This is a genomic window from Roseiarcus sp., assembly GCF_049514155.1.
Taxonomy (GTDB): domain Bacteria; phylum Pseudomonadota; class Alphaproteobacteria; order Rhizobiales; family Beijerinckiaceae; genus Roseiarcus.
Window position 1 is genome coordinate 17,038 of sequence record NZ_JBEKVH010000055.1, and the last position, 18,641, is coordinate 35,678.

The 18,641-nt window shown below is 67.9% G+C and carries 20 protein-coding genes; 9 read left to right on the plus strand and 11 right to left on the minus strand.

Annotation, left to right across the window (positions count from 1 at the left end; translation table 11 throughout):
- Both ABSF49_RS10100 and ABSF49_RS10105 read left to right on the plus strand, forming a co-directional pair.
- Nucleotides 1–693 carry an ABC transporter permease gene (locus ABSF49_RS10100; RefSeq protein WP_424112524.1) on the plus strand — a complete coding sequence of 231 codons (693 nt, stop codon included), beginning with the start codon at nt 1–3 and terminating at the stop codon, nt 691–693.
- A gap of 10 nt (nt 694–703) precedes the next feature.
- Nucleotides 704–1,489 (plus strand): ABC transporter ATP-binding protein, encoded by a 786-nt coding sequence (locus ABSF49_RS10105; RefSeq protein WP_424112525.1) that lies wholly within the window; start codon nt 704–706, stop codon nt 1,487–1,489.
- A gap of 184 nt (nt 1,490–1,673) precedes the next feature.
- Here the strand turns inward: ABSF49_RS10105 and ABSF49_RS10110 are convergent, their stop codons facing one another.
- From ABSF49_RS10110 to ABSF49_RS10125, 4 genes are all read right to left on the minus strand, one after another.
- Nucleotides 1,674–2,507 (minus strand): transglutaminase family protein, encoded by an 834-nt coding sequence (locus ABSF49_RS10110; RefSeq protein ID WP_424112526.1) that lies wholly within the window; start codon nt 2,505–2,507, stop codon nt 1,674–1,676.
- Between the two features lie 81 nt (nt 2,508–2,588).
- Nucleotides 2,589–3,044, minus strand: coding sequence for a DNA polymerase III subunit chi (locus tag ABSF49_RS10115; RefSeq protein ID WP_424112527.1), 456 nt, complete (start codon nt 3,042–3,044; stop codon nt 2,589–2,591).
- Between the two features lie 10 nt (nt 3,045–3,054).
- Nucleotides 3,055–3,591, minus strand: coding sequence for a hypothetical protein (locus ABSF49_RS10120; RefSeq protein ID WP_424112528.1), 537 nt, complete (start codon nt 3,589–3,591; stop codon nt 3,055–3,057).
- Nucleotides 3,592–3,616: 25 nt separating this feature from the next.
- A complete protein-coding gene (locus ABSF49_RS10125) occupies nt 3,617–5,116 on the minus strand; it encodes a leucyl aminopeptidase (protein ID WP_424112529.1) in 1,500 nt (499 codons plus the stop codon).
- Nucleotides 5,117–5,309: 193 nt separating this feature from the next.
- Between ABSF49_RS10125 and lptF the strand changes: the two genes are divergently transcribed.
- The 7 genes from lptF to ABSF49_RS10160 all read left to right on the plus strand — a co-directional run bounded on the left by lptF (nt 5,310) and on the right by ABSF49_RS10160 (nt 13,611).
- Complete coding sequence (gene lptF, locus ABSF49_RS10130) at nt 5,310–6,437, plus strand: LPS export ABC transporter permease LptF (RefSeq protein WP_424112530.1); 1,128 nt, start codon at nt 5,310–5,312, stop codon at nt 6,435–6,437.
- Nucleotides 6,434–7,513 (plus strand): LPS export ABC transporter permease LptG, encoded by a 1,080-nt coding sequence (gene lptG, locus ABSF49_RS10135; protein WP_424112531.1) that lies wholly within the window; start codon nt 6,434–6,436, stop codon nt 7,511–7,513. The genes lptF and lptG overlap by 4 nt, the downstream gene beginning before the upstream one ends.
- The gene (locus tag ABSF49_RS10140; protein WP_424112532.1) at nt 7,513–10,071 is read left to right on the plus strand and encodes an LPS-assembly protein LptD; all 2,559 of its coding nucleotides are present in this window, start codon (nt 7,513–7,515) and stop codon (nt 10,069–10,071) included. Before lptG ends, ABSF49_RS10140 begins: the two co-directional genes overlap by 1 nt.
- 61 nt (nt 10,072–10,132) lie before the next feature.
- Nucleotides 10,133–11,107 (plus strand): 4-hydroxythreonine-4-phosphate dehydrogenase PdxA, encoded by a 975-nt coding sequence (pdxA, locus tag ABSF49_RS10145; protein ID WP_424112543.1) that lies wholly within the window; start codon nt 10,133–10,135, stop codon nt 11,105–11,107.
- On the plus strand, nt 11,104–11,982 hold the full coding sequence (gene rsmA / locus ABSF49_RS10150; RefSeq protein WP_424112533.1) for a 16S rRNA (adenine(1518)-N(6)/adenine(1519)-N(6))-dimethyltransferase RsmA: 879 nt from the start codon (nt 11,104–11,106) through the stop codon (nt 11,980–11,982). Before pdxA ends, rsmA begins: the two co-directional genes overlap by 4 nt.
- Before the next feature lie 210 nt (nt 11,983–12,192).
- Nucleotides 12,193–12,825, plus strand: coding sequence for a TetR/AcrR family transcriptional regulator (locus ABSF49_RS10155; protein WP_424112534.1), 633 nt, complete (start codon nt 12,193–12,195; stop codon nt 12,823–12,825).
- 312 nt (nt 12,826–13,137) lie between these two features.
- Nucleotides 13,138–13,611 (plus strand): sulfite exporter TauE/SafE family protein, encoded by a 474-nt coding sequence (locus ABSF49_RS10160; RefSeq protein ID WP_424112535.1) that lies wholly within the window; start codon nt 13,138–13,140, stop codon nt 13,609–13,611.
- A gap of 8 nt (nt 13,612–13,619) precedes the next feature.
- Here ABSF49_RS10160 and ABSF49_RS10165 read toward each other — a convergent pair whose 3' ends face one another.
- The 7 genes from ABSF49_RS10165 to ABSF49_RS10195 form a co-directional block, all read right to left on the minus strand.
- The gene (locus ABSF49_RS10165) at nt 13,620–14,936 is read right to left on the minus strand and encodes an O-acetylhomoserine aminocarboxypropyltransferase/cysteine synthase family protein (protein WP_424112536.1); all 1,317 of its coding nucleotides are present in this window, start codon (nt 14,934–14,936) and stop codon (nt 13,620–13,622) included.
- Between the two features lie 154 nt (nt 14,937–15,090).
- Nucleotides 15,091–15,324 carry a hypothetical protein gene (locus tag ABSF49_RS10170; protein WP_424112537.1) on the minus strand — a complete coding sequence of 78 codons (234 nt, stop codon included), beginning with the start codon at nt 15,322–15,324 and terminating at the stop codon, nt 15,091–15,093.
- Between the two features lie 73 nt (nt 15,325–15,397).
- Nucleotides 15,398–15,649, minus strand: coding sequence for a hypothetical protein (locus tag ABSF49_RS10175; protein WP_424112538.1), 252 nt, complete (start codon nt 15,647–15,649; stop codon nt 15,398–15,400).
- A gap of 26 nt (nt 15,650–15,675) precedes the next feature.
- The gene (locus tag ABSF49_RS10180; protein ID WP_424112539.1) at nt 15,676–15,816 is read right to left on the minus strand and encodes a hypothetical protein; all 141 of its coding nucleotides are present in this window, start codon (nt 15,814–15,816) and stop codon (nt 15,676–15,678) included.
- Between the two features lie 103 nt (nt 15,817–15,919).
- The gene (locus tag ABSF49_RS10185) at nt 15,920–17,098 is read right to left on the minus strand and encodes a sensor histidine kinase (protein ID WP_424112544.1); all 1,179 of its coding nucleotides are present in this window, start codon (nt 17,096–17,098) and stop codon (nt 15,920–15,922) included.
- A gap of 154 nt (nt 17,099–17,252) precedes the next feature.
- A complete protein-coding gene (locus ABSF49_RS10190) occupies nt 17,253–17,933 on the minus strand; it encodes a winged helix-turn-helix domain-containing protein (protein ID WP_424112540.1) in 681 nt (226 codons plus the stop codon).
- Nucleotides 17,930–18,529 (minus strand): cytochrome b/b6 domain-containing protein, encoded by a 600-nt coding sequence (locus ABSF49_RS10195; protein ID WP_424112541.1) that lies wholly within the window; start codon nt 18,527–18,529, stop codon nt 17,930–17,932. The genes ABSF49_RS10190 and ABSF49_RS10195 overlap by 4 nt, the downstream gene beginning before the upstream one ends.
- Between the last annotated feature and the right edge of the window lie 112 nt (nt 18,530–18,641).

Genomic DNA, 18,641 nt, shown 5'->3' on the forward strand with positions numbered 1-18,641 from the left:
ATGGACCTGGCCTTCATCTGGACCACATTCCTGCGCCTGATCGCCGCGCTGCAGGTGACGCTGTCGGTGTGGGCGCTGTCGGTGTTTTTTGGCGCCTTTATCGCCGCCGGCGTCACCTGGATGCGCGGCAGCGGAATCAAGCCGGCGGAATGGATCGCACGCGCCTACATTTTCGTCTTCCGCGGCGCGCCGCTGCTGGTGCAGCTGTTCGTCGTCTATTACGGCCTCTCGTCGTTCCCGCTGGTGCGCGCGAGCGTCTTCTGGCCGTTCCTGCGCGACGCCTTCAACTGCGCGACGCTGTCCTGCGCGCTCTGCACGGCCGCCTATCAGAGCGAGATCTTCCGCGGCGCGCTCGCCGGCGTGCCGCACGGCCAGGTCGAGGCGGCGCGCGCCTGCGGCATGTCGGGCTTCCTGTTGTTCCGCCGGGTGATCTTTCCGATCGCCTTGCGTCAGGCGCTGCCCGCCTATTCGACCGAAGTGATCTCAATGGTCAAAGCGACGGCGCTGGTCTCGCTGGTGACGCTGTGGGACGTGATGAGCGTCGCGCTCAAGATCCGCAACGACACGCTCGTGACCTACACCCCGCTGCTGATCGCCGGTGCGATCTACTTCGTCGTCAACTACCTGATCGCCCGCGCCTTCATATTCATCGAACAATGGCTGTCCCCGCATTTGCGCGCGCGGTCCGCCTGAGGGGAACGGAATGCCTGAAAGCGAAAGCGACAGCTACGCGCTGACCGTCTCGGGCCTGCACAAACGCTTCGGCTCGCTCGAAGTGCTCAAGGGTGTGTCGCTGCTGGCGCGCGAAGGCGACGTGATCTCCATCCTCGGCTCCTCGGGCTCCGGCAAGAGCACGCTGCTGCGCTGCATCAACCTGCTCGAGACGCCCGACGAAGGCGTGGTTACGGTGGCGGGCGAGACGATCCTGATGCGCAAGACGCGCGACGGCCGCTCGGCGCCCGCCGACCGGCGCCAAGTCGACCGCATCCGCTCCGAGCTCGGCATGGTGTTTCAGAACTTCAACCTGTGGTCGCACATGACGATTCTCGACAATCTGATCGAGGCGCCGATCCATGTGCAGAAGCGGCCGCGCGCCGAATGCGTCGAGGAAGCCCGTGCGTTGCTCGACAAGGTCGGCATCGGCGACAAGGCGAATTTTTATCCCACGCATCTTTCCGGCGGCCAGCAGCAGCGCGCCGCGATCGCCCGCGCGCTGGCGATGAGGCCAAAGGTGATGCTGTTCGACGAGCCGACTTCGGCGCTCGACCCCGAACTTGTCGGCGAAGTTCTCAGGGTGATGCGCTCGCTCGCCGATGAAGGGCGCACCATGCTGATCGTCACCCACGAAATGGGCTTCGCCCGCGACGTCTCCGACCGCATCATCTTCCTGCACCAGGGTCTGGTCGAGGATGAAGGGCCGCCGGCGGAACTGTTCAGCAATTCCAAGTCGGAGCGCTTTCGCCAGTTCATCGCCAACGAACGAACGTAGCGGACCTCCCTCGTCGCGAGGCGCAAAACACTGACGGCGACGCGAGGTCGTCGCGCCGGCGGGAATGCGTGACTTCATGTGGTCCTCTGCACCATCCTCCGCGCTGAGGCATTGGAGAGGCTGACAGTCAAACTGGACACGGACGGACCTTCGCGCCTTCGAGCGGGGCGCGAAATGTCAGCGGTCAGGCCGCATCGGTTTCGATCTCGACCTGATAGTCGAGCGTCGAAGTCACCGCGCCGCCGTAGAACCCGCCTTCGACCGGCATCGTCGCAGCCTGGTCGGGCGCGGCGCACAGGCCGACATGGCCGTCGGAGACCTTGACGCCGTGGGTCGGATCGTAAGCGAGCCAGCCGAGACCGGGCGCGAACGCCTCCGGCCAAGCGTGAAGGTGGCGCCGGCCGTCCGGCGTATCCGCTTTCGCCTGATAGCCGCTGACGAATCGCGCCGGCGCGCCGAGGCTGCGGCAGGCGGCGAGGAACAGATCGGTCACGTCTCGGCAGGCGCCGTGGCCGAGCGCCAGCGTCGCCGCGGCGGGCCGCGCGGCGCCCTCGGCTCGGATGTCGTGGCGGATGCGAACGAACAGCGTTTGGTTGAGGCGATCGAGGAACGCCAGCGCGTCGCCGCCGCATTCCGACGCGATTTCCGTCGCGAACGCGCGCACTGTGTTATCGATCCCGCCGGACATGCAATAGACGGCGTTCGGCCCGTCAGCGCCGATCGGCCAAGGTAGAGGCGGAAGCGCTGCGGTCCGTGGCGCCGCGGGGCGGGCGACTTCGAGCGCAAAGCGGCTGTCGATGGCGAAACGGGCTGAAAGTCCGTCGAACGCGACGCGGGTGACGAGATTGCCGAATCGATCGAGCGCGTCCTCGCGCTCGATCGGGGTCGGATCGGTCGACAGCGTCCGCTCGAACAGTCGGCCTGCCTCCGGCCGCGGATTGAACCGCAAGACGTGCTCGGCGAGCCGCACCGGCGCAGAGTAGCGGTAGAGGGTTTGGTGACGAACCGAGAAGCGCATCGGACCCGCGTCAATTGGGCGTCGCGCTTAGCTCCACGCGTCCGCCGAAATGCAACATTCGCGCCGCGTCATCTGCGCTCCCTAGCGCACGCGCGCCCACCCCCCGTCCTCGCCTTCGCGCCAATAGCTCGGCGCGGCGCCCGCGGCCTTGACCGCGATCCATTCTCGCCGCGCCTCGGCGACCGCCTCCTCGTCGCGCCCGTCGAACAGCAGCGCGACGCGTTCGTAGCCGGCTTTTACGAAAGCGGCGGCGGGAACGCCAGAGAGCAGCACGCGCAAGGCGGCGCCGTTGGGATTGTCGTCGCCGGCGGTCAGATAGACCGGCTGCGCCTGCGGCTCGCCGTCGCGCGCCGAGCCGTGCGGCAGGAAACTCTCGTCGGCGTAGGTCCACAGCCGCTCGTTGAGCGCCTCAACCCGTTCCTCCGATCCCGCTTGGACGACGACGCGCTTGCCGGCGGCCAGCGCCTCCTCGAGAATGTCCGGCAAAGCCTGATCGATTCGCCGCCGCTCAAGATGGAGAAAGCGGAATTCGTTCATCCGCGCTCCCCTATTCTTGTTCTGCGCCGATGAGGATGAAAGCGGTGTCGGTGTCGGTGACGATCAGGCCAAGGCTGACGTTTCCCGGTTCGTGCTCCTCGGTCTTGCCCGAAATATAGACGTCTCCGCGTTCGCGCGACGCTTTGAGGTATTCGCGCGCGTCGGCGGCCATCGCGCGCACGGCGGTTCGCGCTTTGCCCGCCTCCCAGCCGAGCGCCGCGCGCAGCGCCGCCGCCTGGAACGCCTCGAACTGGCTGTCCGAACGGCTACTCGCCGGTTCGGACATTCGCGCCTCGAAACGCAGCAGCTTGCCCGCGCGGCAGCTCATGTCGCCGTCGATTTCGAAGTTGGTGGTGATGTCGAAGACGTCGATGTCGCTACGCGCCCGCGACACCACCAGCGCGTGGCCGAAATCGACGCCGAGGTCGCTGGCGGCGGATCGCAGCTTGTCGATGAAGGCGTCGCAGTCGATGTCCGCCGCGCCAGCCGGCGCCGCGAATAAAGCAACGCCGACCGCGACCAACGCGCTTGCCAATCTCGCCTGCATCGCTCCGCCTCCGGCCGCTTGCTCCTCAGCCCTCGTAATACTCGGCGACGAGTCGATCCAGCAGCCTGACGCCCCAACCCGAGCCCCACGAATGATTGATATCGCTCGTCGGCGAGCTCATCCCGGTGCCGGCGATATCGAGATGCGCCCAGGGCGTGTCGCCGACGAAACGCTTGAGGAACTGCGCAGCGGTGATCGAACCGGCGTTGCGGCCGCCGGTGTTCTTCATGTCGGCGAATTTGGAATCGATCAGCTTGTCGTAGGCCGACCCGAGCGGCATGCGCCAGACCGCTTCGCCGGTCGCGGCGCCGGCGGCGCTGAGGCGCGCGGCGAGCTCGTCGTCGTTGGAGAACAGCCCGGCGTGCTCCTGGCCGAGCGCGACGAGAATCGCCCCGGTCAGCGTCGCGAGATCGATCATGAAGCGCGGTTTGAACTTTTCGCGCGCATAGGTCAACGCGTCGGCGAGCACCAGACGCCCCTCCGCGTCGGTGTTGATGATCTCGATCGTCTGGCCGGACATCGAGGTCAAAATGTCGCTTGGTCGGATGGCGCCGCCGCCCGGCATGTTCTCGACCAGGCCGATCACGCCGACCGCGTCGACCTTCGCCTTGCGGGCGGCGAGCGTCCGCATCAACCCGACGACGCACGCCGCGCCGGCCATGTCTCCTTTCATGTCCTCCATGCTGGCGGCGGGCTTGATCGAGATGCCTCCCGAATCGAAGCAGACGCCCTTGCCGACGAAGGCGACCGGTTTGGCCTTGCGCGCGTGGGCCCCGCGCCAGCGCATGACGACGAGACGGCTGCCGCGCTTCGAGCCCTGGCCGACGCCGAGCAGCGCGTTCATGCCGAGCTTGCCCATCGCCTTCTCGTCGAGAATCTCAACTTCGACGCCATGCGCCTTCAGCCCCGCCGCGCGCTCGGCGAAGGATTCGGGATAGAGGACGTTTGGCGGCTCGTTGACCAAGGTGCGGGCGAGCTCGACGCCCTCGGCAACCGCCATTCGCGGGGCGGCGGCGGCGCGCGCGGCGGCGGCAGACTCGAACTCGATCGTCACAGCCGCGGCGGCGTCGTCGGCCTCGTCGCCGTTGTCCTTCTTGGTCTTGTAGTGGTCGAAGCGATAGGCGCGTAGGCGTAGGCCCAGCGCGAACTCGGCGGCCTGACCGGCCTCCCATTCGCCCTCGGGCGCGACGAATGCGACAGCGGCCTTCTTCGCGGCGCCGAGCTTGCCGAAGACGTAGCCGCCGAGATTGGCGAAATCGATCGGCTTTCCGTCCTTGCCCGGCGCGATGCCCACGATCACGAGCCGCACGCCGTCCAGCCCCGGCGCTTCGACGAGATCCATCGCGGTCGAAGCCTTGCCGCGGAAGTGAACCGCCTTGGCCGCCGATTCGAGGCGCGTCCCCGCCGCGCCGATCAGCGCCGCGACCCGGGGCGAAGGCTTGAGATCCGCGCCGACGAAGATGACATAGGTTCCGCCCTTAGGGGCGGCGAGCGCGCCAAAGGCGATCTTGACGAATTCGGACATGCTGCTCCTCGTATACGGCGGCTGGACCGCAGCTTTCATCGTGGGGTTTCGCGCCGCCGTCAACAAGGCCGCGCCGCCCGCCCGCCCGTGTGGCCCCTCGCGCCTTGCCAGACGACGCCCGCCGCGCTAGCGCTGCCGAGCCACCGGCCGATCGGCGACATTCGCCGGTCGGCCAACGGAATTCGATGGCCGGATGCTGCGAGTCGAACGATACGTTTTCCGCACCGCCGCTTACGCGTTTCTGGCGGGTCTGACGGCGTTGACCGGCATCGTTTGGGTCACCCAGGCGCTGCGGCAGGTCGATCTGCTCACCAACAAGGGGCAGTCGCTGCTGGTCTTTCTCAGCCTCACGGGGCTGACGACGCCGTCGCTGGTGGCGATCATCGCGCCGGTGGCGCTGTTCGTCGGCGTGCTCTACTGCTTGAACAAGCTCAACGGCGACAGCGAACTGGTGGTGATGAGCGCGGCGGGGATTTCGCCCGCGCGCCTGCTGCGGCCGTTCCTCGTCCTGTTCACGATGGTGTTCGCGCTGGTGGCGGCGCTCTACGTCGAAGTGATGCCGTGGAGCTTCGATGCGATCGAGACCCTATCGGCGTTCGTCCGCGCCGATTTCATCGCCAATTTCGCCCGGCCGGGCGCCTTCAACGAACTGACCTCGGGGTTCATCTTTCACTTCCGCGACCGTGGTCCGGACGGCTCCCTGCGCGGCGTCTTCATTCAGGACCGCCGCGATCCCACCCACATCACCACCTACATTTCCGAGGTCGGCAAGACCATCACGCGGGACGGCGAAACCTATCTCGTGCTGTCGAAAGGCACCTACCAGCGTCCGGAGAGTTCCGGCGATTCGGCGATCGTCACCTTCGACGACTATGCGATCGACCTGTCGCAGTTCATGCACAGGGGCGACGTCGTCAAGCGGCCGCGCGAGCGCTCGACAGCCGAACTGCTGACCTACAACGCGAATGACGAGCAAGCGCGAAAGATGGCTGGGCGGTTCCGCAGCGAATTGACGGATCGCTTCGCCAGTCCGCTTTACGCCTTCGCCGCCGGACTGATCGGTTTTGCGGCGCTGGGCGAAGCGCGCACGACGCGCCAGGGCCGCGGCGTCGCGATCGCCGTCGCGATCCTGATCTTCGTCGCTCTGAGAATGCTCGGCGTCGCGGTCACTTCGCTCGCCGTCAGCGACTTGCGCGCGGTCATTCTCGCCTGGGCGCTGCCGATCGGCGCCAGCATCCTCTGCCTCGATTCGATCCTGGGCGGACCGGTGAAGCGGGCGCTCGCCGACGCGCGCCGACGGATCGCGGCGAGGCGAACATGATCGCCGGCACGCTCGGACGCTATTTCGCCCGGCGCTTCTTCAAGACGATCGCCGCCGTCTTCGCCGGCGTGTTCGCCCTGATTTACGCGATCGACGTTGTTGAAATGCTGCGCCGCTCCGGCGACACGCCGGGCGCGGTGGCGCCGCTGATGGCCTGGCTGTCGCTGTTGCACACCCCGATTGTCGCCGAGCAGGCGCTGCCGTTCGCCGTGCTGTTTGGCGCGATGATCTCGTTTCTCAACCTGTCGCGGAAGCTCGAGTTGGTGGTGGCGCGATCCGCCGGGGTGTCGGTATGGCAATTCCTCGCGCCGCCGGTCTTTGTCGCGGCGGCGATCGGCATCGCCGTCGCCTCGCTGTACAATCCGGCGTCGACGGCGATGAAGCGCCAGGCTGACCGAATCGAGGCCAAGCTGTTTGGCGCCGCGGCAAGCTCGAAGGCCGGGATCTGGATCCGCCAAAAGAGCGTCGACGGCGAATCGATCGTGCACGCCGACGGCCGCGGCGATGCGCCAGCGAGCCTTATCCACGTCCAGGTCTTCAGTTTCGGACCCGACGGCGCCTTCGTCGAGCGGGTCGACGCCGAATCTGCGACGCTCGAAGACGGCTATTGGCGTTTGACCGACCCAAAGGTCGTCACGCCCGGCTTCGATACGCTGTCGACGGGCGTCTATCTGCTCGCCACCACGCTCACCCGGTCCGACATCGCCCAGGCTTTCGACGCTCCCGAAACTGTGTCATTTTGGGCGCTGCCGGGACTGGCCGAACAAATGCGCCGCGCGGGCCTCGACCCGGCGGCATATAGCCTCAGATATCAAGAGCTTCTTGCCTTGCCGCTGATGCTGGCGGCGATGGTTCTCGTCGCCGCTTGCTTTTCATTAAGATTTTTCCGAATGGGTGGCGTGCAAAAGATGGTTTCCGGTGGCGTCGCGGCCGGCTTCGTGCTTTATGTTGCGACGAAATTGGTCAACGATTTGGGCGCGGCGGGCTTCTTCAGCGCGACCGTCGCCGGGTGGTCGCCGGCCGTCGTCGGCTGCTTGTTTGGGGTTTACGTGCTTCTGCACCAGGAGGACGGTTGATGGGCCGCTCCGTCAGCCCGCCCGGCGCTGGCGGACGCCGCTGCGGCGGCGCGCTGGCGCGCCTGGCGCTGGGGCTGGCCCTCATCCTTGTCGCCGGATCGGCTTTGGCCCAGTCGGCGGCGACTCAGGGAGCGGCGGCGCGCAACCCCGACAAGCTCGTCGTCGAGGCCAACGAGCTCGTCTACGACAAGGACCACAACACGGTCTCCGCCGTCGGCGGCGTCGAGCTCTATTACAAGCACCGTGTGCTGCAAGCGGACCGGGTCGTCTACGACCGCACGACCAAGCGCCTTTACGCCGAGGGTCGCGCCAAGCTGACCGACGAGAAGGGCAACGTCACCTACGCGAAGCGGTTCGATCTCACCGATGATTTCGCCGCCGGCTTCGCCGAGGGAGTCGAGTCGGTCAGCACTGACCGCACCCGCTTCACGTCGCCGCGCGTCGAGCGCTCGGCGGGCACGGTGACGGTGTTCAACAGCGGCGTCTACACCGCCTGCGAGCCCTGCAAAGCCCATCCGGAGCGGCCGCCTCTGTGGCAGATCCGCGCCGCGAAGATCATCGAAAACCAGCAGACGCACGTCGTCTACTACGAGGACGCGTGGCTTGAAGTCGCCGGCGTGCCGGTCGCCTATATCCCCTATTTTTCCGCGCCCGATCCGACGGTGACCCGCCAGAGCGGCCTGCTCGCGCCGACCTTCACCCGCAGCAGCTACGTCGGCGTCGGCGTCGCCATGCCGTATTTTCTCAACCTCGCGCCGAATTACGATCTGACCCTGACGCCGACCTATTTCTCTTCGCAGGGTCCGTTCCTCGATGCGGAGTGGCGCCAACGGCTGGAGAACGGACAATACGACATCCGGCTCACCAGCATTTTCCAGCAGAACCCCGACCTGTTCCCGGTCTATCCGTATGATTCGGGCGACCGTCGCTACCGTGGCTCGCTGGAATCGAACGGCGAGTTCTATCTCAACGACAAGTGGCGTTGGGGATGGGACATCACTGCGATCTCCGACCCGTTCTATCTCAACGACTACAAGATCAAGAACGTCGACCCGTCGCAGTACTATCTGCAGGACGTCGTCTCGTCGGTCTACCTGCGCGGCCAGGCCGACCGCGGCTTCTTCGATCTCAGCGGCTATCGGTTCGAGAGTACGACCGCCGCCGCAGATCAGCGCCAGCAGCCGGTCGCGGCGGTCCTCGACTATAACAAGACGATCCCGGTTTCGCCCGACGCCAGCGGCGGAATCGGCGGCGAGATCAAGATCGATCTCAACGCGGTCAACATCGCCCGTGAGGAGGCGGCCTTCCAGTCATCGATGGCCAACGCCCTCGATGCGACTTATCACCTGTACGACGTCTGCACGATAGGCGGCACGGTAGTTGGGGGTTACCGCACCGGCGGCACGACCAGCGGCGGCCCCGGCGGCTCCTACTCGCCGGCCAACGATTGCCTGCTGCGCGGCATCGCCGGCGACTACACGCGCGTTTCCGAGCAGGTCTCGTGGCAGCGCAAGTTCATCGATCCGCTCGGCGAGTCCTGGACGCCGTTCGTCTTCGCCCGCCTTGATGGCGAGGCGACGGCGCTCAACACGGCCGGCACCTACGGCTACGGCGCCGACTCGGTCTATAACTCGGGTCAATCCAACTATTTCAGCCAGGACAACGGCTCGGCGGGACGGGCGATGCCGGGCGTCGGCCTCGAATATCGCTATCCGCTGGTCTCGACCTCCGCCTTCGGCCAGCAGATCATCGAACCGATCGCCCAGCTGATCGTCCGCCCCAACGAGGTGATTCCGAAGCTGCAGCCCAACGAGGACGCGCAGAGCCTGGTGTTCGACGAGACCAATCTGTTCGCATGGGACAAATACTCCGGCTACGACCGCATCGAAGGCGGCACGCGCCTCAATTACGGCGCGCAGTACACCGCCAACTTTGCCAACGGCGGCTATGCCAATATCGTCGGCGGCGAGTCGATCCAACTCGCCGGACAGAATTCCTATACGATCGCCGACGCCGCCAATACCGGGCTCGAGTCCGGCCTCGACAAGCGCTATTCCAACTACGTGATCGGCGAGACGGTCGCGCCGTTCTCGTCGAGCTTCTCGCTGACCAGCAAGCAGCAATTCGACAATTCGACTCTCGCCCTCACCCGTCTCGACGTGATCGCCAACGCGTCCTACGGCGGCTTCGCCACCAGCGTCGATTACGGCCGCTACGCCGCGCAGCCGGAGCTCGGGTATATCTACGATCGCGAAGGCCTGCTCACGAACGCCTCCTACAAGCTCGACAAGGCCTGGACCGTCGACGGCTCGGTGCTGTTCGACATGTCGCGTCACTATTACGACCAGCCGGGCCAATCGACGCCGCGCCTCTATACGCCGAACTACGCATTCGGACTGACTTACGGCGACACCTGCACGACGCTGAAGGTGCACTATTCGTCGACGACGAGCGATCCGGTCTACACCGGCACGCCGCCAGTCCGCGATCAGACGCTGCTGGTGCAGCTCACCTTGCGTACGCTCGGAGAGGTCGGCGGTTCGGTCGGCCTCCAGTGACGCGTCGAAGGCTGCGCGGACGGTCACTTTGAGGGACGAATCGGTCCGCCCGCCGCTCGCCATGACGATGGGCGATCCCGCCGGGGTCGGCCCTGAGCTGGCCTTGCGCGCCTGGCTCGCTCGCGACGCCGCCTCGCCGACTTTCTTCGTCTTCGCCGACCCGGTCGCGCTCGCGGGCTTGGCGCGCCGGCTCGACCTCGCCGCGCCGATCGCCGAGGTCGCGCCCGGCGAAGCCGCCGCCGCCTTTGCGCGCGCGCTGCCGGTCGCGCCGCTCGCCGCCCGCGCCGACGCGAATCCGGGCGCGCCGAGCCCAGACTTCGCCGCTGCGACGCTCGAGTCGATCGAACGCGCCGTCGCTTCGGTGAAGTCCGGCGCGGCGCGCGCCGTCGTCACCAATCCGATCGCTAAGGCGACGCTTTACGCCGCCGGCTTCAAGTTTCCCGGCCATACCGAATTCCTCGGCGCGCTCGCTGAGCGCGAATGGGGCGGCAAGGCGCAGCCGGTGATGATGATCTGGTCGCCGGCGCTCGCCGTCGTGCCGATCACCATCCACATCGCAGTGAAGGACGCGCCACGGCTGCTGACGCGCGAGCTCATCGTCTCGACCGCGCGAATCGTCGCCGCCGATATGACCCGGCGCTTCGGCGTCGCGCGGCCGCGCCTCGCCTTCGCCGGGCTCAATCCGCACGCCGGCGAAGGCGGCGCGATGGGCCGCGAAGAGATCGAAACGATCGCGCCGGCGATCGCAACGCTCCGCGCCGAAGGCCTCGACGTCGTCGGTCCGCTGCCTGCCGACACGATGTTTCACGCCGCGGCGCGCGCGCGCTACGACGTCGCCCTGACCATGTATCACGACCAGGGCCTCATTCCGGCCAAGACGCTCGCCTTCGACAGCGGCGTCAACGTCACCCTCGGCCTGCCTTTCGTGCGCACGTCTCCCGATCACGGCACGGCGTTCGACATCGCCGGCAAGGGCATCGCCAGTCCGACGAGCCTGATCGCCGCCTTGAAGCTCGCGGCGCGTCTGGCGCCGTGAGCCTCGCCGCCGACGGCCTGCCGCCGCTGCGCGAAGTCGTCGCCGCGCACGGCCTCGCGGCGAAGAAATCGCTCGGCCAGAATTTCCTCTTCGACCTCAACCTGACCGGCCGCATCGCCCGCGCGAGCGGCCCGCTGGAGGGCATCGCCGTGGTCGAGATCGGCCCCGGTCCCGGCGGCCTGACGCGCGCGCTGCTCGCGCACGGCGCGCGAAAGGTGATCGCGATCGAGCGCGACGAACGCTGCCTTGCGGCGCTGGCCGAAATCGCCGCGCACTGGCCGGGTCGCCTGGAGATCATCGCCGGCGACGCGTTGACGACTGCGCCGGAGATGCTCGTCGCCGCCGCACAAGGGGCGCCGATCCGCATCTGCGCCAACCTGCCCTACAACATCGCGACCGTCCTGCTGACGCGCTGGCTCGAGGCTGACCCGTGGCCGCCGTTCTATGAGCGGCTGACGCTGATGTTCCAGCGCGAGGTCGCGCTCAGGATTGTCGCGACGCCGGCCGAGCGGGCAGACTACGGCCGACTCGCCGTGCTGGCGGGCTGGCGCGCGCGCGCGCGGCTGCTGTTCGACGTGCCGCCTGCCGCCTTCACGCCGCCGCCGAAGGTGACCTCGAGCGTCGTCGAGCTGATCCCGCGCGAGAGGCCCGAACCCTGCGACGGACGCCTGTTGTCGGCGGCGACCGCCGCCGCCTTCGGCCAACGCCGCAAGATGCTGCGCCAATCGCTGAAAGCGTTCGCCGCGGCCCAAGGCGTCGAACTCGCGGCGCTCATCGACGCCGCCGGCCTCGATCCGACGCGCCGCGCCGAGGAGATCGACGTCGCCGGGTTTTGCAAGCTGGCGCGAGCGGCCGAAGCGATGTCGGGGCGCTGACCGTCGTCGCGCGGCCGCGCTGGAGAGGCGACGCCGCTTTTCCGGCGAACGTGGGATTTCAGGGATTTGCAAGAAGGGTTTCTTCCGCCTCGCCGGGGCGCGGCGCTTTCGGCGCCTACCGGGTATCGCCGATTCTGATCGGCCGGTGGTTGATCGGCTGCGCCGCATCCAATAAAAGACCGATCAGTCGGTTTATTTGCTGAGGTTCACGTGCCTAAAATCAGCCAATCCCGTCGCGAGGCGCGCCGTCTGGACATCCTCGAGGCCGCGCTGGCGTGTTTCGCCGAGAATGGATTTCACCAGGTCGGCATGGCCGAGATCGTCCGCCGCTCGGGCATGAGTCACGGCGCCGTCTACAGCTACTTTCACAGCAAGGACGACATCATCGAGGCGCTCGCCGACGATCGCCATTCGCGCGAGGCGATCCTCAACGCCGCGGCGGCGAGCGACGACCCGCTGGCGGACTTGGTCGCGCTCGCGCGCGCCTACGCCGCTTCGCTCGCCGACCCATCGGCTGAACTGCGGCGCCGCGTCGGCGTCCACGGCTGGGCGGAAGCGCTGCGCAGCCCGCGCGTGCGCGTGCGCGTCGTCGAAGGGATCGCCATTCCGCGCGCGCTCGTCGCCGGGCTCGTCGCGCGCGCCCAGAGCGCCGGCCGCCTCACGCCGGACGTCGACGCCGACGCCTTGGCGCGCAGCCTCGTCGCGCTGTTCCAGGGCGTCACGCTGCAAGTTGTTTGGGGCGAACCCGTCGACCTCGACGCCTGCGCCGAAGTTGTTGAACGCATGCTGCGCGGCCTGGCGCCCGCTGCGCGCCCGACGCTTGAGCCGCGGGACGGGCCGTGACGGCGACAATCGTCGAATTCTTGCTCGGCCTCGTTGTCGGCCTCGGCGGCGGCCTGTCGTCAGGGCTGCTCGGCGTCAGTCCGGGCGGGGCGCTGACGGTGTTCTCGGCGCTGCTGATGGGCGCGGAGCAGCATGTCGCCCAGGGTCTGTCGCTGATTGCGCAAATTCCGCCGACCGGCCTCGCCGGACTGAGACGTTATCGCCGGGCCGGCGGCAAGATCCCAAGACGCTGGCTCGCGCCGCTGATCGTCGGCTTCGTCGCCGGCGGAATCGCCGGCGCGGCGGCCGCCGCGAGCGGTCCCGGCGGCGGCGTTGCGCTGGACCTATGTCGCCTATCTCATCGCGCTCGACGCGCTGCTCATCCTGCGCAGGCCGCGCCGCGAAGAGGACGATGCGCCGCGCCGCGATGGCCCGCCACTCGCCCGGCCGGCGCTGTTTGCCGTCGGCGCGCTCGCCGGGGTCTCTTCCGGGTTTCTCGGCATCGGCGGCGGACTGGCGATCGTCGCCGGTCTCGGCGCGGGGCTTGGCGCACCGCAGCGGCGCGCGCAGATGGCCGCCCTCGCGCTGACGCTGCTGCCGATGACCGCGCCCGCAGCTTACGTCTACTGGCGCGCCGGCTGGGCGGCGCCGTGGCCGGCGCTCGTCGGCGCGATTGTCGGGCTGTGGGCGGGCGCCGACGCGGGCGCCCGCGTCGCTCAGCGCGTCAGCGAGACGGCCTTGCGCCGTCTCGTCGTCGGCTTCGTCGCCGCCATGTCGGTCGCGATGGCCGCCAAGGCGCTCGCCTGAGGCGCGCCCTACTCCGCCGCAATTCTTCCTGTTCCCGCCGCCTTCAGCGCATGGTCGAGGTCGGCGAGGATGTCGTCGATGTGCTCGATGCCGATCGACAGGCGCACGTAACCTTCGGTCACGCCGGTGGCGAGTTGATCTTCGAGAGACAGCTGCGAGTGGGTCGTCGTCGCCGGATGGATGGCGAGCGAGCGCGCGTCGCCGATGTTGGCGACGTGGTAGAAGAGTTGCAGCGCGTCGATGAAGCGGCGCCCCGCATCGCGCCCGCCGGCGAGCTCGAAGCCGACTAGGCCGCCGAATCCGCCCTTGAGATATTTCTTCGCGCGCTCGAGCGCCTTGCCGCTTTGCAACGAGGGATAGATCACCTTGACCACTTCCGGCCGCTTGGCCAGCCACTGCGCCACCGCCTCGGCGTTCTTGCTGTGGCGCTCGATGCGCAGCGCCAGCGTCTCGATTCCCTGCAGGGTGAGGAAGGCGTTGAACGGCGACAGCGCCGAGCCGATGTCGCGCAGCAGCGTGACGCGCGCCTTGAGAACATAGGCGATCGGCCCCAGCGGCTTGACCGCCTCGCTCCACACCGCGCCGTGATAGGAGGGATCGGGCGTGTTGAGCGCCGGCTGGCGCTCGGCGAAATCGCCCCAGGGGAAATTGCCGCTGTCGACGATGAGGCCGCCGATCGAGGTGCCGTGGCCGCCGAGATATTTGGTCGAGGAATAGACGACGACCGCCGCGCCGTGGTCGAACGGTCGGGCGAGCAGCGGCGCGGCGGTGTTGTCGACAATCAGCGGAATGCCGAGCGGTCGGCCGATCGCCGCCACCTCGGCGATCGGGAAGACGGTCAGCTTCGGATTCGGCAGCGTCTCGGCGTAATAGGCGCGGGTGCGCGCGTCGGTGGCGCGACGGAAGTTCTCCGGATCGGCGGGGTCGACGAAGCGGACTTCGATGCCCTGATCCTTCAGCGTGTTGGCGAACAGGTTCCAGGTGCCGCCGTAGAGGTCGGTCGAAGAGACGACATTGTCGCCGACGCGGGCGAGGTTCTGCACCGACAACGCGCTCGCCGCCTGGCCGCTCGACACCGCCAGCGCCGCGACGCCCCCTTCGAGCGCGGCGACGCGCTTCTCCAGCACGTCGTTGGTTGGGTTCATGATGCGCGTGTAGATGTTGCCGAGCTCCTTGAGCGCGAACAGGTTGGCGGCGTGGTCGGCGCTCTGAAACTGGTACGACGTCGTCTGGTAGATCGGCACCGCAACCGAGCCCGTGCTCGGATCGGCGCGCCATCCCGCGTGAAGAGCGAGAGTTTCCGGCTTGTGCGGCGCTTGCGACATGATCGACTCCGGCAGCTTGACGCGAGGCTGTCGCCGTCGCGCGGAAGGAAAGGGCGTCGGCCTCAATAGCACGTCAGCGGGACGTTAATCAAAGGTTCGCCCAGCTCAGTTTTGTCATTCTATCGCGTTTGTCAACTGAAAAGCCGCGCCGCGCTTACAATTCGGCAAATCCGGCCGGCGTGAGCCGCAAGCGGTCGAGCGCGATCTTGACCCAGCCGCGCTCCACCGCGTGCGCGAGGGCGGCATCGTAATCGGCCACGCGGCCGAAGTTCCGTTCGATGAAATCGTGGCCGATGCGGCCGGCGGGCAAGCTTTCGCCCGGCCGCGTTCCGGCGGCGGCGAAAAGCGCCATCAGCGCGCGCGCATAGTCTTCGTCGGCGGGCAGCATGGTCGTCGCCTTCCCCCCCCTTCCGCGATTGGGATCGCCGATTGCGCCGCTTGTAAGGCCGCGGCGGATCGCCTCACGCCGCGCTCGGCGGACGCGCGCGCGGCTTGGCCTCGTCGTCGAGCGACACGTCCGGCTCGACGACGCCTGGCGCCAATCGAACTGCGCGTGGCGCGCCGCCGGTCTCGAACATCGCGTCGCGGATCGCCTCGGCGCGATCGACGAACCAGCCGCCGCACAGACCGAGCCGATCCCGGACGACCCACCGGGCATGACAATCCTGGCCGACGATGAGACGCGGAGGCAGCCGCGGCGTCACATTCGACATCAAACGCTCCTGGGGTAATCGCCCGTTCAGAGTCCGGCCAGCAAGGCGAGCCCGTTCGCGGCCACAGCGACCGACAGGACCACGACCAGCAGCCATCCAAGCCGATAGAGGAACGCGCCCGGCGTGAGGAACCCGGTGTCGGCGTTTTCGACGATCGAATTGCGCACGAAGCCGACTCCGCTGACGCGAGGAGTATCGGCGCCGGCGCATAAGGGATCGAGACGGACTTCGAGCCGCCACCATAAGGAAGCCGCAAAGCCGGGGCGGCGCCTAACTCTGCAGATCGAAGACGATCCGCAGGCCCGGCGCGTTGTCCTCGGCGGCGTAATCCATGGCGTGCAATTCGGCGATCGCCGCTGCGACGCTGAGACCGAGCCCGTCGCCGGGCGTCGAGCGCGCTGCGTCGAGGCGAAAGAAGCGCTCGAAAATGCGTTGACGCTCGGCTGCGGGCGCGCCGGGCCCGTCGTCGCTCACCGTCAGCCTTCCGCCGCCGCCGCGTCGCGCGCTGGCGACGACGATGCGCGTCCCCGACGGCGTGTGGCGCAGCGCATTGTCGACCACGTTGGCGACCATCTGCGTCAGCAGCTCGCGGTCGCCCGACAGCGGCAGCCCCTCGTCGAGTTCGGCGGTCAGCGTCTTGCCCTCCTCCTCGGCGGCGGGCTGAAACGCTTCGACGATGTCGCGCGCCACCGCGGCGAGATCGACCTGCCGGAAACCGGCGCGGCGCGCGCCCGACTCGATCTGGCCAATGCGCAGGATGGCGTTGAAGGTCGCCAGAACGGCGTGGATGTCGGCGATCGCCGCTTCGATCGCGGCGGCGGTCTCCGGGTGCGTCGTCTCGCGGCTCAACAGCGTCTCGAGCCGCTGCGCCATGCGCGTCAGCGGGCGGCGCAGATCGTGAGCGACCGCGGCGCCGACGGCCTTGTGCGCTTCGAGCAGCGACTCGATGCGGTCGAACATCAGATTGAAGGTGCGCGCGAGATGGTCGAGCTCGTCGTCGGCGCCCGTCTCGGGAATGCGCCGGCGCCAGTCGCCGGCGACGATGGCCTGCGCCGCGCTCCGCATCGCCTCAATTCGTCTGAGCGCCTGCGAGCTGAGCAGCATTCCGCCGATCGTGCCGAGGACGAGCGTCGCGGCGAGCGCCCAGGCGAAGGCTGAAAGCAGCGCATGGGTCGGCCCGCGCGCGCCGCGCCATTCGTCGGCGACGATCAACGCGCCGCCATCGTCGAGACGCGTGACCAGCGCACGCACGTCGACCGTGCTTTCGCCGTCCGGCTCGTCGCTCTCCGGCTCGCGCAGGTCGGTCCAACCGGCGGGGCCAGGCGGCGCAGCGAGTTCTCCGGCGGTCAGCTTGCCGTTGGCGTCGACGAGGCCGTAGGCGAATGAACCGCCGCGCGTGGCGATCAGCGCCTGCAGCCGGTCGCGGCCGTGCGCCGAATATTCCTTCATCAGCGCCGCGCTTTCGCCCTCGATGTCCTGGTCGATTTCCGTGGCGATCTGGGTGTGGACGACCGCGTAGACAACCGCCCCGAGAATGACGACCGAGACCGTGAACAGCGCGAGGTAGATCGCCGCGAGGCGAAAGCTCGATGTGCGGAACAGCCTAGTTTGGGGCACGCAGCGTGTATCCGGCGCCGCGCAGGGTGTGGATGAGCGGCGTCGCCTGGCCGCGATCCACTTTCGCCCGCAGGCGGCTGATGTGAGTCTCGACGATATTCGTCTGCGGGTCGAAATGGAACGACCAGACCTTCTCCAGCAGCATGCTGCGCGTCACCACCCGCCCCTCGCTGCGGATCAGGAACTCCAGTAGCTGGAATTCGCGCGGCTGCAAGTCGATCGCCTGCCCGCCGCGCTTCACCGTGCGGCGGATGAGGTCCATTTCGAGATCGCCGACGACGAGCACGGTCGGCTCGGCGCCCAGCGTCGGCCGCCGCGCCAGCGCGGTCACCCGCGCCATCAGCTCGGTGAAGGCGAAGGGCTTGACCAGATAATCGTCGCCGCCCGCCTCGAGGCCCTCGACGCGCGCGTCGATGCCGGAGAGAGAAGTCAGAAACAGCGCCGGCGTCGCCGACCCGGCCGCGCGCATCGCCTTGACCAGGCTGAGCCCGTCGAGCTCCGGCAGCATGCGGTCGACGATGACGACATCGTAGCGCTGCGGTCCGGTCGCCATCACCAGCCCGTCGCGGCCGTTGCGGGCGACGTCCGCCTCATGGCCGCGTTCGGCGATCCCGCTGGCGAGGAACGTCGCGCCGTCCTCGTCGTCTTCGATGATGAGGACTTTCATTCGGCCGGCGCCGTATGGGTGCGGCGCCGCCTACGGACCCAGAACATGCGGGCGAAGATGCGGTCGCCGCGCGCCTGATGGAGGAGCGCCGCCGACGCGTGCGCGATCAGATACGCCCACATCACATTCCCAGCCAGCTTATGCGCCATCAGCAGGATGCGCCCATAGGGCGTGCCGGTAAAGAGGGCGAACCAGACGGCGCCGCTCATCGCCAGGAAAGTGGCGAGCAGCAGCCCGAGGCCATGAACGGCGCTCGACAGCGCGTCGAGATGCGGCGGCGGCGCCCTGAGGGCCGCGAGCGCCCGGACAATCGCCCGAATGTCGGCCGCCACATCGGCCAGGCGCTCGGCCGAGAACCACGGGAAGAGCTGCTGCAGAGGCGTCTCGCGCTCGTCGCGGATTAGCATCCACAGCCAGAACAGCATCAGCACGGCGAGGCCGACGAGGCCGACCTGCTGATGCAGCGCGAACGGCCAGTCAGGATCCTCGCCCGGCAGCGGGCGCTCCATGACGAGGCTGGTCAGCAGTTGCTCGACCACCGTCAGCAGCACGGCGAGGTGGAGGACGCGGGTCAGGTGAGAGCGGGCGATGGACATGGGTCGATCTCGCGAAGAAAAGCGGCTTGTGGGGTCTGAGGCGCTCGCCGGTGGGCTCAGTTCTTCAGCGCGTCGTGGCAGGAGCGGCAGTCGCCCGCCAAGCGCTGGAAAC